General features: G+C 66.6%; 11 protein-coding genes. 9 read left to right on the forward strand and 2 right to left on the reverse strand.

From position 1 onward, the window contains the following. Positions 1-14: 14 nt before the first annotated feature. The 4 genes from SPDO_RS10470 (at position 15) to SPDO_RS10485 (ending at position 4,469) form a co-directional block, all read left to right on the forward strand. Positions 15-827: a glucose 1-dehydrogenase gene (locus tag SPDO_RS10470; protein ID WP_088367401.1), complete on the forward strand. Its 813-nt coding sequence runs from the start codon at positions 15-17 to the stop codon at positions 825-827. Next, positions 820-2,631 (forward strand): glycoside hydrolase family 15 protein, encoded by a 1,812-nt coding sequence (locus tag SPDO_RS10475; protein ID WP_088367402.1) that lies wholly within the window; start codon positions 820-822, stop codon positions 2,629-2,631. The genes SPDO_RS10470 and SPDO_RS10475 overlap by 8 nt, the downstream gene beginning before the upstream one ends. Positions 2,632-2,838: 207 nt before the next feature. Further along, entirely contained in the window at positions 2,839-3,159 is a 321-nt protein-coding gene (locus tag SPDO_RS10480; protein ID WP_088367403.1) for a 2Fe-2S iron-sulfur cluster-binding protein, read from the forward strand. A gap of 29 nt (positions 3,160-3,188) precedes the next feature. Next, on the forward strand, positions 3,189-4,469 hold the full coding sequence (locus SPDO_RS10485) for a cytochrome P450 (protein ID WP_088367404.1): 1,281 nt from the start codon (positions 3,189-3,191) through the stop codon (positions 4,467-4,469). A gap of 36 nt (positions 4,470-4,505) precedes the next feature. On the opposite strand, the gene SPDO_RS10490 is transcribed toward SPDO_RS10485, so the two are convergent. After that, complete coding sequence (locus tag SPDO_RS10490) at positions 4,506-5,855, reverse strand: mechanosensitive ion channel domain-containing protein (protein ID WP_088367405.1); 1,350 nt, start codon at positions 5,853-5,855, stop codon at positions 4,506-4,508. 104 nt (positions 5,856-5,959) lie between these two features. Continuing rightward, a complete protein-coding gene (locus tag SPDO_RS10495; protein ID WP_088367406.1) occupies positions 5,960-6,475 on the reverse strand; it encodes a gluconokinase in 516 nt (171 codons plus the stop codon). Between the two features lie 331 nt (positions 6,476-6,806). Between SPDO_RS10495 and SPDO_RS10500 the strand changes: the two genes are divergently transcribed. The 5 genes from SPDO_RS10500 to SPDO_RS10520 are packed head-to-tail and all read left to right on the forward strand — an operon-like array spanning position 6,807 to position 14,743. Continuing rightward, positions 6,807-9,782 (forward strand): TonB-dependent receptor domain-containing protein, encoded by a 2,976-nt coding sequence (locus SPDO_RS10500; RefSeq protein ID WP_158212180.1) that lies wholly within the window; start codon positions 6,807-6,809, stop codon positions 9,780-9,782. A gap of 10 nt (positions 9,783-9,792) precedes the next feature. Continuing rightward, positions 9,793-11,253, forward strand: coding sequence for an MmgE/PrpD family protein (locus tag SPDO_RS10505; RefSeq protein ID WP_245829376.1), 1,461 nt, complete (start codon positions 9,793-9,795; stop codon positions 11,251-11,253). A gap of 7 nt (positions 11,254-11,260) precedes the next feature. Continuing rightward, on the forward strand, positions 11,261-12,007 hold the full coding sequence (locus tag SPDO_RS10510; protein WP_158212181.1) for an IclR family transcriptional regulator: 747 nt from the start codon (positions 11,261-11,263) through the stop codon (positions 12,005-12,007). A gap of 16 nt (positions 12,008-12,023) precedes the next feature. After that, positions 12,024-13,634: a carboxylesterase/lipase family protein gene (locus SPDO_RS10515; RefSeq protein ID WP_088367410.1), complete on the forward strand. Its 1,611-nt coding sequence runs from the start codon at positions 12,024-12,026 to the stop codon at positions 13,632-13,634. Continuing rightward, positions 13,634-14,743 carry a serine hydrolase domain-containing protein gene (locus SPDO_RS10520; RefSeq protein ID WP_088367411.1) on the forward strand — a complete coding sequence of 370 codons (1,110 nt, stop codon included), beginning with the start codon at positions 13,634-13,636 and terminating at the stop codon, positions 14,741-14,743. The genes SPDO_RS10515 and SPDO_RS10520 overlap by 1 nt, the downstream gene beginning before the upstream one ends. Positions 14,744-14,772: the final 29 nt, after the last annotated feature.

Consider the following 14,772-nt stretch of genomic DNA (forward strand, 5'->3'; position numbering starts at 1 on the left):
AATTGGAGTCCCACATGACATCAACCAACCGCCCGCTTGCCGGTCATGCCGCGATCGTCACCGGCGCAAGCTCGGGCATCGGCCTTTCCGTGGCGGAGGCGCTCAGCGCTGCCGGCGCGGCGGTCGCGGTAAACTATCATTCGCACGCGGCGCCCGCGGAGGAACTCGTCGCGCGCATCACCGAGCAGGGCGGGCGTGGTATCGCGGTGCAGGCCGACGTGTCGCAGGAAGCCGAGGTAGTTCACCTGTTCGACGCGGCCACAAAGGCGTTCGGCCGCATCGACATCATGGTGTCGAACTCCGGCGTGCAAAAGGACGCTGCGGTTGCCGACATGTCGCTAGCGGATTGGAACGCCGTTATCGACATCAACCTGACCGGACAGTTCCTTTGCGCGCGCGAAGCGGTGAAGCGCTTTCGGGCGCAGCCGAAGCAGGGTCGGCCTGCCCGCAGCGCGGGCGCGATCATCGCGATGAGCTCGGTGCACGAAATCATCCCGTGGGCCGGACACATCAATTATGCCGCGGCGAAGGGCGGCATCCGCATGTTGACCCGCTCGCTCGCGCAGGAGGTCGCGGCGGAGGGCATTCGTGTCAATGCGATCGCACCGGGCGCGATCCGAACGCCGATCAACCAGGATGCTTGGGACAGCGAGGAAGCGCTCACCAAGTTGCTGAAGCTCATTCCCTATGGCCGGATCGGCGAGCCGGAGGACGTCGCCCGCGCGGCGGTGTGGCTGGCGTCCGATGACGCGGATTACGTCACCGGAACGACGCTTTTCGTCGATGGCGGTATGTCGCTCTATCCTGAGTTCCGCGACAATGGTTGAGCCGCTTCGTGCGATCGGCGATCATGGCATCGTCGGTGATCTCGAGACGGTGGCACTGGTCGCGCGGGACGGCGCGATCGATTACCTTTGCTGGCCGAGCCTCGACAGCCCGACGATCTTTGCGGACCTGCTGCACCCCGGGCGAGGCGGCGCGTTCGAGATCACGCCGCACCTGGATCATCCACGCCACCTTCAGCTGTACGTTCCCGACACCAATGTGCTGGTGACGCGGTGGATGGGCGATGACGGCAGCGCCGAAGTCATAGATCTGATGCCGCAACCCGACGCGCGCCGTGCGTCGGGCCATGAGGCACGCAGCCTGATCCGCCGCCTCACGGTAACGAGCGGCACGGTAAGCTTCACCATGCGCTGCGCCCCCCGCTTCGATTACGCTCGCGAGGTGCCAGCCGCCGCAGCGATCGAGGGCGGGGTGCGGTTCTCCGGCCAGCAGCTGTCGCTGTCGCTTTACGCGTCGACCGCGCTTGAGCCGGACGAGGGCGCGGCAAGGGCGCGGTTCACGCTGTCAAAGGGGGAGATCGCCTGGTTCGTCCTGGGCGACGATACCTTGCCCTGTCCCGACGACGCGGCAATCCAGGCGCAGATCGACGCCACCGCGCACGTGTGGCGCGCCTGGCTGCGGCGATCCACGTATAAGGGTCGGTGGCGCGAACAGGTGCTCCGCTCGGCCCTGTCGCTGAAGCTGCTGACATCGGCCCGGTACGGGTCGATCGCGGCGGCGGGGACGTTCTCATTGCCGGAAGCGAAGGGGTCGGAGCGCAACTGGGACTATCGCGCGACGTGGATTCGCGATGCCTCCTTCACGGTGTACGCTTTTCTGCGGCTCGGCTTCACCGAGGAGGCGGAGCATTACAACCGGTGGGTCGGTGAGCGCGTCATGGCGTCTGATCGCGATGACCCGCTGCGCATCATGTATGCGCTCGACGGATCGGAAATGGCAGAGGAGAGCGAACTGCCGCATATGACCGGCTATGCCGACAGCCGGCCCGTGCGGATCGGCAATGCCGCGCACAGCCAGACGCAACTCGATATCTTCGGCGAGTTGCTCGACAGCGTCTATCTGTCGAACAAATACGGCGCAGCGATCCCGCATGAAGGATGGCTGCATGTCTGCGGCATCGTCGATTACGTGATCGCCCATTGGCAGGAGCCCGACGCCGGCATCTGGGAAATGCGATCGGAACCGCGTCACTTCCTTCACTCGCGCGTGATGTGCTGGGTGGCGCTGGACCGCGCCATTCGGCTCGCCAAGAAGCGGTCGCTGCCCGCGCCGCTCGTCGCCTGGTCGGAAGCGCGCGACGCCATCGTGGCGGACGTTTGGGCGAACTTTCGCCATCCCGAGCATGGGTATTTCGTGCAGGAGCGCGGCGGGCGCGACCTGGACGCGGCGTTGCTGATGATGCCGCTCGTCCGCTTCGTGTCGTCGACCGACCCGGCATGGCTCCGGACGCTCGACGCGATCGGCGAGCAATTGTGCGATGACGGGCTGGTCTACCGCTACCGTGTCGACGACGCGCTCGCAGGGGATGAAGGCGCCTTCACCACGTGCACCTTCTGGTTTGCGGAATGCCTGGCGCGTGCCGGCCGCTTGGATGAGGCGCGGATGCAGCTTGCCAAGGGGGCGGCTTACGCCAACCATCTCGGCCTGTTCGCCGAGGAAGTGGACGTACGCGGCTTGTCGTTGGGCAACTTTCCCCAGGCGCTTACTCATCTTGCCTTCATCAGCGCCGCGCACTTTCTCGATCGGCGGTTGGACCCCGCGTACCGGCCAAGCTGGCAACCTTAAGCAAAGGCCGGTCGAGGCACGGGCGACTGTCACTCACCTTGCAGCGTCAGGACGCGCGGTTTGATCAGCGGGCGGCCGTCCGATCGCAGGCTGCCCCGACATGACCTGACGAGCCGACACTCCCCTATTGTCATGGCTGTCAGTAAGGATTACGCCTGCATCAACAGACCATCCACGACGAGGATGGAGCGACACCGAGAGGAACCGATGGCAACGATCGTCTACGTCGAACACGACGGCACGCGTCATGAACAGCAGGTCACCGACGGCTGGAGCGTGATGGAGGGCGCGGTGAAAAACGGCGTTCCCGGGATCGATGCCGATTGCGGCGGCGCGGCCGCCTGCGCGACGTGCCACGTTTATGTCGATCCGGACTGGCTGGCGGCGACCGGCGAGCGCACCGACCAGGAAGCCGAGATGCTGAACTTCGCTGAAAACGTGGAAAGCAACAGCAGGCTGTCGTGCCAGATCGAGGTCACGCCGGCGCTCGACGGGCTGGTCGTCACCATGCCCGAAAGCCAGCACTAAGCCCCCATCATCCCGGAAGGACCCGTCGCATGAGCACCGCCGCCACCGCTGCCTTCGCCGCCGCCAATCCCGCCCGCGACGCCGCGTATGCGACCCCGCTCGACAAGCTCGATCCGTCGCGCCCCGAACTGTTCGCCGCCGACGAGATGTGGTGGAATTTCCAGCGGCTGCGCGCCGAGGCGCCGGTGCACTACACGGCGGAAAGCGCTTATGGCCCGTTCTGGTCGGTAACCAAATATAACGACATCATGGCGGTCGACATCGATCACCAGACCTTCTCGTCCGAACCGGGGATCATGATGGTCCCGCCGCTCGCGCCCGGCGAAACGCCGCAACTCGAAGGGCTGGCGATGTTCATCGCGATGGACCCACCCAAGCATGATGTGCAGCGCAAGGCGGTCAGCCCCGCGGTGTCGCCCACCAATCTCCAGATCCTGGGTCCGCTGATCCGCGAGCGCGCCGCCGCGATCCTTGATGGCCTGCCGATCGGCGAGGAGTTCGACTGGGTCGACAAGGTGTCGATGGAGCTTACCGCGATGACGCTCGCGACGCTGTTCGGCATGCCGCAGGAGGATCGCCGCAAGCTGACCTATTGGTCCGACGTGGTCACTGCGGAGCCGGGGCATGGCGTTGTGGAGACGCGCGAGCAGAAGATGGGCATCTTTCGCGACTATCATGCCTATTTCACGCAACTGTGGAACGAGCGCGTCAATGCCGAGCCGACGGGCGACCTCATCTCGATGCTCGCGCATGATCCCGCGACGCGCGACATGTCGCCGATGGAATATTTCGGCAACGTCATGCTGCTGACGGTGGGCGGCAACGATACCACCCGCAACACCATGACCGGCTCTGTGTACGCCTTGTCGAAGAACCCGGATCAATATGCCAAGCTGATGGCCGATCCGTCGCTGCTGCCGTCTATGGTGTCGGAAACGATCCGCTGGCAGACGCCGCTGTCGCACATGAAGCGCCGTGCCACCCGCGATGTCGAGTTTCGCGGGCAGCAGATCAAGAAAGATGACACGGTCGTCATGTGGTACGTCTCGGGCAATCGCGACGATGAAGTGATCGAGCGCCCGAACGATTACATCATCGATCGCGCGCGCCCGCGGCAGCACATCTCGTTCGGCTTCGGCGTCCATCGCTGCGTCGGCAATCGCCTCGCCGAGCTGCAGCTGCAGATCGTATGGGAAGAGATCATGAAGCGTTTTCCCGAGATCAACGTGGTCGCGGAGCCCAAGCGGGTCCGCTCCAACTTCGTGAAGGGCTATGAGTCGATGCGCGTCGTCATCCCACGTCGCTATTGATCGTTAGCTGGTCGCTTGAGGCCCGTTCCGGCCTCGTCACTCGACGGGGCGCTTGTCATCAAGGAGATCGCCGCCCTTGGTTTCGGCGCGTTCCTCGTCGACCAGCTTGGCGATATGCGCGTCAGGCGCGGCATCGTGCTCGATCCGCTGCCGCGATACGGGCGTTCTCGGCGGCTTGGCGGTGGGCGCGTCCGACGCGCTTTGGGTCGGCACGGCGGCACCCTGATCGAAACGCAGGCGGTAAATCGGCTCAGGCAGGGCAAAGCCGTTTGATTCCAGCGCGCGCTTGGCGGCATCCAGCGCCAGGCTGCGCCCTTTCAGATAATCGGTGCGCGACTGGTTCACCCAGCCGAAGAAGCGCAGGACGATGTTCGAATCGCCGACGTCACGGATGATCGCGCTGGCGGCTGGGGCGTCCAGCACGAAGTCGAGATCACGGATTGCCTGCAGCCCCACCGCCATGCCGTCCACCGGATCGTCATCCGCGTCGATGCCGAGCTCGAAGTCGAACCGCCGCTCGGGATTGCGCGTGTAGTTCAGGATCACCGCCTTGAAGACCGTGGCGTTTGGGATCCGCAGGTGATTGCCGTCGAGGGTCATCAGGATCGTCGCCCGGCTGGTCAGCCGTACGACGCGCCCTTCCTGCCCCTCGATCACGACATGGTCGTTGGCGCGAAAGGGCTGGCGCAGGCTGAGCATCAGGCTTGAGACGTAATTGTCGACCGTGTCGCGGACGGCGAAACCGATGGCGATGCCGATCACGCCGGCGCCGCCCAGCACCGCGCCGAGCAGGGCGGTGGCGCCCAGCACCTCCAGCCCGGCGACGATCCCCAGCACGACGAATATAAAGCGAACGAGGGTGGCGAGCAGCTCGGCCAGGAACATGTTGGGCGTGATCCGCCGCCACAGGCCGCCGAACGAGGCGAGCAGATAACCCAGCGCACCAACCAGGAGCCCAATCGCGAGCGCAACGCCGACCAGCGGCAATCCCCGCACGATCCCGCGCACATCGTCACCGAACTTGCCGAGCGCCGGGGTCAGGTTGCTATCGACCTTCAGGTCGCGCTCCAGCTCGTTCTGAACCGTAACAACCCCTGCGACGCGGCCCGCAATCGCCTCGGCACGATCGACATCAACGGCGCCCGGCACCGTGCCGGTCAGCGTCACCACGCCGGCGGAGACGCGAACGCCCACGTTGCGCAGGCCAGACACCTCCAGGAAGATGCTGCGGATGCGGGTGCGGATATCGGCATCGGACTGGCTGTCGCTGCGCGCCGCAATGGCGGTCTGCGGTGCTGGCGTGGCGGCGGCGGCGGGCGCCGGTTCCTGTGCGACCGCGCTCGGCGCGCCGGTCGGCGCAAGTACGAACGCCGCCAGGACGAACATCACGACGTTCTTGAAAGAGCGAGGGGAGCGACGCTGCATATCTGTCTCAACCCCCAACGAAGGCAGATCGTGCGACGGCTCGCGAGATTTTTTTGCGCAACCGGTCAGTCGGTGCGGCCTCGACCGAGCCAGTCCATGGCGGCGGCGCAAAGCGCGGTGATCGGCTCGCCTGCGGGCAACGTGATCGCTTGTTCGTCGGCGCCCGGCGGCTCCAGCGTCGCGATTTGGCTGGCGAGCAGACGCGGCGGCATGAAATGGTCCCGGCGATCGCGCAGCCGCCCCTTCAAAAGGACCGGATCGCCATCGAGCAGGATGAAACGGATTTTCCCCGCTGTCCGCTCGGCAAGTCGTTCGCGGTAGCGCCGGCGCAAGGCGGAACAGGCGGCGACCGCAGCATCGTCGCGCTCGACTGTTTCCGCAAGCGCATCACCCAGTCGGTCGAGCCACGGCCAGCGATCATCGTCATCGAGCGGCTGTCCGGCCTGCATCTTTTCCACGGCAGCCGCCGAATGAAACGCGTCCCCTTCCAGGAACCGGCAGTCTAGCGCCCTGGCCAGTGCCGTTCCGAGCGTCGACTTGCCGCTTCCGCTGACACCCATGATGACGATCGCGCCCAGCATCCGGCACTCCTTGCACGATTGAGGCGCCACGCGAAAAGGCGGGCCGTGCACTTGTCTGCCTTCGAGACGGCCAGTCATGATCGACGGCGTGTTGCCTATCTGCACCGCGGCCACACCGGTAACATGCTTCTGAAACCCTGAACGGGTCTTCAGCCGCGCGCATTACATAACCAGCACGCTTCCGCCAACCGACGCCATTCCTTCGACCATCGCGCGCTCGCACCCTCGATAGCGGTCATTCGACGATGGTTGGTTGTTGACAGCACAAGACCTTCTATCGCACATTATGGACCAACGTTCCGCCATATGGAACGAACAAAGGGGGGGTATCATGAAGGTCGCAGCGTTGTTGTGCGCGTCTTCGCTCGCAATTTGTGTCGCCACAGGCGCACAGGCACAGGCACAGGCACAGGCAGAAGCGCAGCTGGCCACGCCAACTGCCACGCCCCAAACGCTTGAAGCCGAGACTTCGCCGGTGGGGGACGACCAACAGATCGTCGTGACCGGATCGCGTATTTCGCGGCAAGACTATGTGGCGGAGAGCCCGATACTCTCGGTTGGTCCCGAGGCGCTCGCGGCACGCGGTCCGGCAACGCTCGATGCCACCTTCAACCAATTGCCGCAGTTCGCGGCAAGCAACGCCAACAGTGGGTCGAGCCCGGCACGGCAAGGTCGCGCCAATGCCAATCTGCGCGGACTTGGCATTCAGCGGACGCTGGTCTTGCTCGACGGACGGCGCACGCAGCCGTCCGACCCGCTCGGCGCGATCGATCTCAACACCATAGCGCCGGCGCTGATCGAGAATGTCGAGATCATCACCGGCGGCGCCTCCGCCGTGTACGGCTCCGATGCGATCGCGGGCGTCGTGAACGTCAAGCTGCGGCGCAAGTTCGAGGGGCTGGAGCTCGACGCGCAATACGGCATCACCGATCGCAACGATTCGAAAGGGCTGTCGCTCTCCGCCACCGTTGGCGGCAATTTCGCCGGTGGGCGCGGCAATGTGGTTGCCTCCATCGGCTATTTCGATCGTGGCGGCACCTTCCGCGGCAGCCGGCCTTTCTTCGAGAATTCGGGCATCGCCAGCGCGCTGATCGGCGGGGCGGTGACGTCGAGCGGCACGAACCTGCCGACGCAGGCTGCGCTGAACGCGGTATTCGGCCGATATGGCGCCGGCACCCCGGCGCGCAACGCTGCGCTGGGCGTGAACCCCGATGGCACCTTGTTCACCACCGCGGCGCCGGTGCTGAACCTGCGCGATTCGCCCTATCTGGTGAACGAAAACCGCGTCGGCTTCCCGCTCGGCGAGACGATCCCGCTGCAGACGCCGATCACGCGCTACAACGCATTCGCGCGCGCCAGCTACGAAATCGTCGACGATGTGGAGGGCTACCTTCAGTTCAATCACGTCGACTATTCGTCCAACTACAGCCGGCCCGGTTTCTCGGCCGGTTCGGTGGCGCCGCTCGCCACCATTCCGCTGAGCAACCCGTTCGTGCCGGCCGATCTGCGCGCGATCGCCGCCTCGCGCCCGAATCCCAATGCGCCGCTGAACTTCACCTTCAGCACCAGCCGCGTTGGCCGAACCAATTACAACTTCGACAATCAGGTGAACGAGTTCCTGGTCGGCGCACGCGGGAAGATCCCGTCGCTGGGGTGGAACTGGGATGTGTACGGCTCCTACGGCTCGACCGTCACGAGCGAGCGCTCGTCGGGCTTCATCAACATTGCAGCGTGGCGCACTTTGGTGAACGCGCCCGACGGCGGCGCGTCGATCTGCCCGGGCGGGTTCAACCCGTTCGCACAGGTCGCGCTCGATGCAACGCCGGGGCAGGGCGCGTGCTACGATTACCTCAACCGCAACCTGTCCGAACGCACCGTCCTGAAACAAGCGGTGGTCGAAGGATCGCTGGAGGGCGGCCTGTTCGCGCTGCCCGCTGGCGAGGTCCGCTTCGCGGCAGGCGCCAGCTACCGTCGGCCGAGCTATTCCTACAGCCCCGACGAGCAGCGCGTGCGCGGCGAGGTCTATCCGACGCAGCCGACCGGCGCGACCGGCGGCAATTACAACGTCAAGGAAGCCTTTCTCGAACTGTTCGTGCCGGTCGCGCGCGACCTGCCGTTCGTCGAGGAGCTGAACCTCGATTTCGCCTATCGCTATTCGGACTACAGCACGATCGGCGGGGTCAGCACCTACAAGGGCAGCATGGACTGGGCGATCGGGGCGGGCTTCCGCTACCGCGGCAGCTATCAGCGCGCGATCCGGGCGCCGAGCCTTGGCGAATTGTTCGCTCCGCCCGAACGCGCGTCGGCCAGCGTCGGCTCGATCGCACTGGGCGGCGGCGATCCGTGCGACGCCACCAGCCTGTTCCGCACCGGGCCGGGCAGCGGCAATGCGGCGCAGGTGCGCGCGCTGTGCATCGCTACCGGCGTGCCATCGGCTGTGGTCGACATCTTCCGCTTTGCCGGCAGTTCGGTGCCAGGCGAGGCATCGGGCAACCTCAATCTGCGTGAGGAAACCGCCGACACCTATACAATGGGGCTGGTGTGGCAGAGCGCCTCACTGTCGCCGCTGCTGCGCCGGCTGTCGGGCTCGGTGGATTATTACAAAATCAAGGTGCGCGACGCGATCGGCACCATCACGGCGCAGGTTGGCCTGTCGCGCTGCTTCAACGGCGACGGCAGCTCCAATCCGGGCTATGATGCGAACAACTACTTTTGCACGCTCACCACGCGCAACGCGAGCGGTGGGATTGAGCTGCAGCGTGCGCCGACGCTGAACCTCGCGGCCTATGAGGTCTCCGGCATCGACTTCCAGCTCGACTATGGCTTCAAGCTCGACGACGTCGGGCTGGTCGATGGCGGCGACCTCAGCTTCAACACCGTCGTGTCGTATCTCGACACCTACAAGATCCAGAACCTCGCCGGCGCGCCGTTCCTCGATTATGCCGGCACGATCGGCAATGCGCAGGTCGATCCGGGTGCGACGGCGTTTCCCAAGTGGAAGCTGAACGCCTCGCTGACCTATGCGATCGGCCCGGCGCAGATCACCGCCACGTATCGCTGGTACGACAAATTGTCGCATTACGCCGACGTCGGCGTGGCCAACCCGAGCCGGCCGGGATCTGCGGCCACCGATTATGTCGACCTGGTCGGACGCGTCGCGCTCACGGACGATATCCAGCTGCGCCTGGGCATTCAGAACCTGTTCGACACCGAGCCGCCCGAATGGGTGGGGCAGGGTGCGACCGACCTTGGTCTCTACGACCTGTTGCAGCGCCGCTACTTCGTCGGCCTGCGGGCGCGGTTCTGAGCGCATGACGATGCAGCAGATCTCACGCCGCGATGCCTTGGCCGGTGCCCTCGCCGGCAGTGCCGCGCTCGCGCTACCGGCGCGCGCGGCCCAGACCGAGACCAACGGCACCGTGCCGGTCGCCGTCACGCCGGCGCTCACCGACTATATCGCCAACGCGCCGCCCGCGCCGCCCGCGATCCGCGAGCGCGCGCGGCTGCATATTCTCGATACGCTGGCCTCGATCATCGCCTGCCGCGATCTCGAGGCGGCGACGCTCGCGCGCGCCTATGCCGCGGCGCAGGGCGGCGGCGCGGTGCCGATCCTCGGCTCCTCCGCGCGCGCCGGCATGGTCGATGCGATCTTCGCCAGCGCGATGACGGCGCATGGTGCGGAGATCAACGATTTCATCCCGTCGGCCTATGTGCAGCCGGGCCCGTCGATCGTCAGCGCGGCGCTGTTGCTGGCGCAGGCACGCGGCACCAGCGGCCGCCAGGTGGTGGATGCGGTAACGGTCGGCTACGAACTGGCCGGGCGCATTCCCAAGGCGATCGGCACCGGCAATCTGATGCGCGCGGGCCTCGCCAACCATGGCGTCGGCCCGGTGTTCGGCACGGGCGCCGCGGCGGCGCGCATCCTGGCGCTGGATCCGGGCAAGGTCGCCCATGTGCTGAGCTATTGTGCGGAGCAGGCGTCGGGATCGTGGCAGTGGATGCTCGACGTGCGCCACGTCGAAAAGGCATTCGTGTTCGCCGGCATGGGCGCGCGCAACGGCGTGCAGGCGGCATTGATGGTGGAGGCCGGCTTCACCGGCGTGCCCGACGCGTTCGACGTGGAGGGCGGCTGGCTGCGCTCGGCTGCGTTCACCAGCGAGGGGGCGAACCGCGCCTATCTGATCGAGCAGCTCGGTACGCGCTTCGAGCTCACCGAATCCGCGTTCAAACGCTATCCCTCGGGCGGGCCAACCCAGCCCGCGGTCGAGGCGCTGCTCGCGCTCAGGCAGCAGGTGAAGCCCGGCGACGTTGAGCACATTCGTATTGCCATGCCGGGCCGCTGGCAGGCGTTCCGCGACGCGCGCATGCCCGCGCTCAACCTGCCGTACCTCGCGTCGATCATCATGCTCGACGGCAAGCTCGATTTCGTCGCGGCGCAATCGCTCGAACGCATGAACGACGACCCCGCCGTGGCAGCGTTCCGCCAAAAGGTTGAGGTGGTGCACGATCCCGCGCAGGAGGCAGCCAAGGGCCAGCCGCGCACTGAGTCCGCACGCGTCACGATCACCCGCCGCGGCAAGCCGGCGCTGGAGAAATACGTGCCGTTCGTGCGCGGCTTTCCGTCGCATCCGATGTCGCGCGCCGATGTGGAGGCCAAAGCGCATGAGCTGGTCGATCCGGTTTTCGGCCGCGGCGTCGCGGACGAGCTGATCGAACGCACCATCGCGCTTGACGATGCGGCGAACGTCGACGCGCTTGTTGCGCTTGTGTGTCGCTGAGACGCGCGTGCGACCTGTTCATAGCGCGCTGGAGATCGTGGCGCTGATCGGGCAACGGCAACCGATCGGCGTCAGCGCCATTGCGCGCGACACCGGCCTGCCGAAGACGACCGCGCATCGCGTTCTCCAGACGCTGCACGCGGCGGGGTGGATCGAGCCTGACGCCAACGACGGAGCAAACTGGTCGCTCAGCATCCGCGCGGCACTGGCGGTGGGCTCGGCGCAGCGCTCGACGCGGCAGCTGCACGGTGCGGCGTTCCCGATCATGGAGGAATTGCGCAACACCACGGGGGAATCGGTGTATCTCGCGGTCCGCGATGCCGACACGCTGGCGCTGATTGAGCGGCTCGACGGGCGCAACCCGCTCGCGCACGCCTGGCCCTTGTGGCAGCGCGGGCCGCTCCACGCGACGTCGCTGGGCAAGTCGATGCTGGCGCATCTCGACCCGGCCGAGCTGGAAAGCTGCCTCAACGCCACGCTGCCCCGCATGACGCGCCAGACCAAGACTGATCGGGCCGCGATCGAAGCGGAACTCGCGGTCACGCGCGCGCGCGGCTTTGCCACCAGCTTTCGTGAAAACTGGCCCAACGAGAATGGCGTCGGCGCCGCGATCCGCAATTCGCGCGGCGAGCCAACTGCCGCAATCTCGATTTCCGCGCCGGTCGATCGGGTCGACGAGGCGCAATGCATCGCATGGGGTCCGCTGCTGGTGGCGGCGGCCCGACGCATCAGCCTGGGGCTGACGCGGGGATAGATGGGGGAGCACGCAGATGGCCGACGGTAACCTGACCCGCCGCACGATCCTTGGCGCGATCGGCGTCGGAACGGCAATTCCCGGACTTGCCGCCGCGCGCCAGGCGAGCGCCGCGACGGTGGAGACGACCGGCGGCAAGGTGCGCGGCGCCGAGGGCGATGGGATCACCGTGTTCAAGGGTATCCGCTACGGCGAGAGCACCGCCGGCGCCGGCCGCTTTCGACCGCCGACGCCGGCACGCTGGTCGGGCGTGTTCGATGCAACGCAATTCGGTGATCAATCGCCGCAGATGCGAACGCCGCTCGCCGACCCAGGGCCGATGAGCGAGGATTGCCTGCGCATCAACATCTGGACGCCGCGGCTCGACACGCGCCGCCGCCCGGTGATGCTGTGGTTTCACGGCGGCGGGTTCGAAGCGGGATCGGCGTCGCAGCCGCTGTACGACGGCACCAATCTCGCGAGGCGCGGCGATGTCGTGGTGGCGACGATCAACCACCGGCTGAATGTCTTTGGCCATTGCCACCTCGCCGATCGGCTGGGTGCGGAATACGCCACCTCGGGCAACGTAGGCTTTCTCGATCTGGTCGCGGCCATGCGCTGGGTGCGCGACAATATCGCGCGTTTCGGCGGCGATCCTGGCAATGTCACGATCTTCGGTCAGTCGGGTGGCGGGCGCAAGGTGTCGCTCTGCTACGCGTCACCGGCGAGTGACGGGCTGTTCGCCCGCGGCATCGTGCAAAGCGGCTCGCACCTGCTGGTGCAGACGCCGGCGCAAGCGGGCCAGCTGGTCGATCTCCTGCTGAAGGAGCTTGAAATCGCGCCCGATAGCGCGCGTCGGCTGCTCGACGTGCCGGTCGATGCCTTGGTCGCGGCGCAATCGGCGGCGATCCGGACGGCGGGGTACCGGTTCGAGCCGGTGCTCGATGGACGCGTGTTCACCCAGCAGCCGTTCGTGCCGAATGCGCCACTGCGCAGCCGCGCGTTGCCGATGATGCTGGGCACGACGCGCACCGAATTATCCAATCAGCTGGGCAGCGCCGACCCGCGACTGTTTGATCTGCCGGCGCGTGCCTTCCCCGCGGCGGTCGCGCGCTTCGTCGGGGCGGAGCAGGCCGCCGAGGCGATCGCGGTGTTTCGTCGCTCACGGCCCGAGGCAACGCCCGCGGAGCTGTTCTTCACCATTGCCTCGGCGCGCGGCTATAATCTCGATGCGACGATCATGGCGGAGGCGCGCGCCCGTGCGGGCGGCGCCGGCAAGACGTGGCGCTATGCGCTGGCGTGGCGGTCGCCGGCGGAGGATGGGCGCAGGATCAGCCAGCACACGCTGGATCTGCCCTTCATGTTCGACAATGTCGCGGCCGGTGCGCGGCTTGTCGGCCCGCCGACCGACGCCACCGCGGCGATGGCGGACCAGATGGCCGGAAGCTGGATCGCCTTTGCGCGCGCTGGTGATCCCAACAACAAAAACGTGCCGACGTGGCGCCCCTATGACCTCGATCGCCGCGCGACGATGATCTTCGACGTGCCGCCGCGGGTGGTGGATGATCCCTGGCGCGAGGAGCGCGTGTTCATGGCGCAGTTCCCGACGCAGCAAGGCACCGCTGGCCGCTATCGGAGTGCGTCGTGATGCGCGCGCCGGATCGTCGCGCCGTGCTGACCGGCATGGCCTGCGCCGCGCTGCCGCTCTCCGTCCGCGCCGCGCAGGCCGCGACGCCGCGGATCGGCGCGACCTGGCCGCGCGGCATACCGCAACGCGGCGGGTTCGATGCTGCGCAACTTGCGGCGGCGGCCGATCAAATCGGCGCGATCGGCGATCGGCAGGGGCTCGTCATCATCCATGACGGCCGCCTGATCTTTGAGCGCTATTGGGACGGCGCGCACTTCACGGCCGATCCGCATTGGCGCAACGTCTCCTTCTCCTCGGGCAAGTCGTGGGGCGCGACCATGGTGGGGCGCGCAGTGACGCAGGGGCATCTGCGCGTCGACGATCTCGCCAGCGCCTATGTCCCGGCCGCCCGCACCGGATTGCTGCCGGGCACGACGATCCGTCACCTGTTGACCATGACGTCGGGCGGATCTTTGGTCACCAAGCCCAGCTCGAAGGCGCCCCGGCGGCTGGGCGACACCACGCCGCCCGGCCCGTCGGACGAATATCGCCGATCGATCGGCCATAGCGAAGAACGTGGCGCACCGGAAGGGTACGGCGTGTCGCTGACGCCGGGTGAGCGCTTCTTCTACGATGGCGCGGCGGCGGATCACCTTGCGGAAATCGTCACTGCGGCCACTGGCCGCACCAGCCACGATTACATGATGCAAGAAGTGGTCGCGAAGCTCGGCTGCACCGATTTCGCCTATCAGCCCGAGGGCGTCGATCGGAACGGCGATGTGCGGATCGGCGGATCGATCCTCCTGTCGTGCCGCGATCTGGCGCGGCTCGGGCAATTGTATTTCGACAAGGGTCGGTGGAACGGGCGGTCGCTGGTTGATTCGGCCTTTATCGCCGCCGCCACCACCCCGTCGCCGCGCAATCCCGATTACGGCTTTCTGTGGTGGCTCAACACCAGCGGCAAGATAACAAAGGCGCCACGCTCGATGTTCTTCGCCGCGGGCGCCTTTGGGCAATTCTGCTTTGTCGTGCCCGAGCGGCGGCTCGTGGTCGCGACGATGGGCTTCGGCGCGGGGCAACTGAGCGGTGACGCGATCTGGGAACCGCTCGCACCGGTGCTGCTGACCTGAACGACGTGTCGCGGCGCCACGGGGCGCAT

The organism is Sphingomonas dokdonensis, from assembly GCF_002197685.1.
Lineage (GTDB): Bacteria > Pseudomonadota > Alphaproteobacteria > Sphingomonadales > Sphingomonadaceae > Sphingomonas > Sphingomonas dokdonensis.

Coding starts and splice junctions, on each gene's coding strand:
- SPDO_RS10470 (WP_088367401.1), top strand. CDS start 15: ATGACATCAACCAACCGCCCGCTTGCCGGTCATGCCGCGATCGTCACC.
- SPDO_RS10475 (WP_088367402.1), top strand. CDS start 820: ATGGTTGAGCCGCTTCGTGCGATCGGCGATCATGGCATCGTCGGTGAT.
- SPDO_RS10480 (WP_088367403.1), top strand. CDS start 2,839: ATGGCAACGATCGTCTACGTCGAACACGACGGCACGCGTCATGAACAG.
- SPDO_RS10485 (WP_088367404.1), top strand. CDS start 3,189: ATGAGCACCGCCGCCACCGCTGCCTTCGCCGCCGCCAATCCCGCCCGC.
- SPDO_RS10490 (WP_088367405.1), bottom strand. CDS start 5,855: ATGTTCGTCCTGGCGGCGTTCGTACTTGCGCCGACCGGCGCGCCGAGC.
- SPDO_RS10495 (WP_088367406.1), bottom strand. CDS start 6,475: ATGCTGGGCGCGATCGTCATCATGGGTGTCAGCGGAAGCGGCAAGTCG.
- SPDO_RS10500 (WP_158212180.1), top strand. CDS start 6,807: ATGAAGGTCGCAGCGTTGTTGTGCGCGTCTTCGCTCGCAATTTGTGTC.
- SPDO_RS10505 (WP_245829376.1), top strand. CDS start 9,793: ATGCAGCAGATCTCACGCCGCGATGCCTTGGCCGGTGCCCTCGCCGGC.
- SPDO_RS10515 (WP_088367410.1), top strand. CDS start 12,024: ATGGCCGACGGTAACCTGACCCGCCGCACGATCCTTGGCGCGATCGGC.
- SPDO_RS10520 (WP_088367411.1), top strand. CDS start 13,634: ATGCGCGCGCCGGATCGTCGCGCCGTGCTGACCGGCATGGCCTGCGCC.